Below are 1,536 nucleotides of genomic sequence, written 5' to 3'. Positions count from 1 at the left end.
TTTTATGTCCAGTGTTTGAATCGGGTTTAAATTTTTTGGCTTTTCGTCATCTTTGAAAGCTGAATAGTCAAAATAAAAAAAATCTAAATTGTTTTCCGTATTTAATAATCGTTTAAAATCATAAAATAGATTAGTGTTTATAATATCATCGGAATCGACAAAAAGGATATAATCCCCTTTTGCCGCTTCGATTCCATTATTACGCGCTTTACTTACACCTTGGTTTGATTGTTGAATAATTTTAATACGATCCCACGTGATTGCATATTTTTGAATAAGGATTAATGTATTATCTGTTGAACCATCATCAATACAGATAATTTCTTTTGGTAAGCAGGATTGATTGATAAGAGAATCTAGGCAATCAGTAATATAATCTTGCACATTATAACAAGGTATTATTACAGAGATATTAACGCAATCCTTACTCATATAGTCCTCTATTGATTATTTTTTGAGCAATAACTTATATTTCAAATATATGCCATAATAGTAAATCGCTTTAACATAGTGGCCTTTCTTAATTAGATATTTAGCATAATTTCTGATTGAGGAACTATCACCACTTAAAGGTAATTTTTCATTTTTCCACGGAGAAAGCTGGAAGTAATGTGTAAATATTTCCGAAAGATAGACTTTATACCATGGCTTATTTTGAGAAATGTAATGGAGAATAACCGTATAAGGTTTTATATTTTTTTCTTGATGAGCATCAATAGAGATTTTTATTTTCGTATTAAATTTGATGGGCAATAATAGTGTTTTGTTTTCTAATAATATATTTAAGACATCCTGATCTGCAAATTTATATATATTACCATCATTGATTAATTCCAATGCTTTCTCTGAAATATTTGCTTCACACCAATTTTTAGTGTTTATCAAAAGTACGCCGGCATTAAAATATTTTGTTGAATCTATCTTATACATTTTGCTGATTGTTTGTTGCATATCTTTGGTATCACTAATCACACCCGCAACATAATTATCAATATTATATTCAGCTATTTTCGCTAACGATTGTAAACAAATTATATCACTATCAATATAAATTAACTTATCCGTTATTGATACAAGTATTTTTGGCATGATAAAACGAACACACGTTGAAACAGTAGCGATATGTAATACAAGTGTTTTGGGATTTATGACAAAGTTATTATTTAAATAATAAAGTGTAATTGAGATATTATCGCTACATAGCTCTTTGAATTTTTCTAAATTTTTTTCTGATACATTATCAATAAATAAATGGAAATGAAGGTTATAATTTGGTGTGTTTTTAATTACTGACGAAATTGCAACACCAGCTGGCATTGCATAATTATCATCAAATCCTAAAGCAATATTTAATGTTGGATAATCTGGGTTACTTTTTATAGCAAGAGATTTTATTTGATCAATAAAGTTACTAACGTTAATCATGTAAATTATTTTAATAACAAAATGGTTAATTAATTATATATTCAATTTCTATTAAAATATAGGTTAAAAAATTTTTTATTAAAGGAAAAGAATATTTAACTTATTAAAAAT

At 26.6% G+C, this 1,536-nt stretch carries 2 protein-coding genes; both read right to left on the bottom strand.

Annotation, left to right across the window (positions count from 1 at the left end; genetic code table 11):
- Positions 1 to 432 (bottom strand): glycosyltransferase family 2 protein (locus A9G11_RS03695; protein WP_141674339.1); only part of this gene is annotated, 432 nt, incomplete at its 3' end.
- Positions 433 to 447: 15 nt separating this feature from the next.
- A complete protein-coding gene (locus A9G11_RS03690) occupies positions 448 to 1,425 on the bottom strand; it encodes a glycosyltransferase family 8 protein (protein ID WP_065618188.1) in 978 nt (325 codons plus the stop codon).
- Positions 1,426 to 1,536 lie beyond the last annotated feature (111 nt).

The sequence above is a fragment of the Gilliamella sp. wkB108 genome (assembly GCF_001690195.1).
In the GTDB taxonomy this organism is placed as follows: Bacteria; Pseudomonadota; Gammaproteobacteria; order Enterobacterales; family Orbaceae; genus Gilliamella; species Gilliamella apicola_L.
The sequence above is the reverse complement of the archived record's forward strand: the minus strand, read 5'-3'. Positions and strand labels throughout refer to the sequence as shown.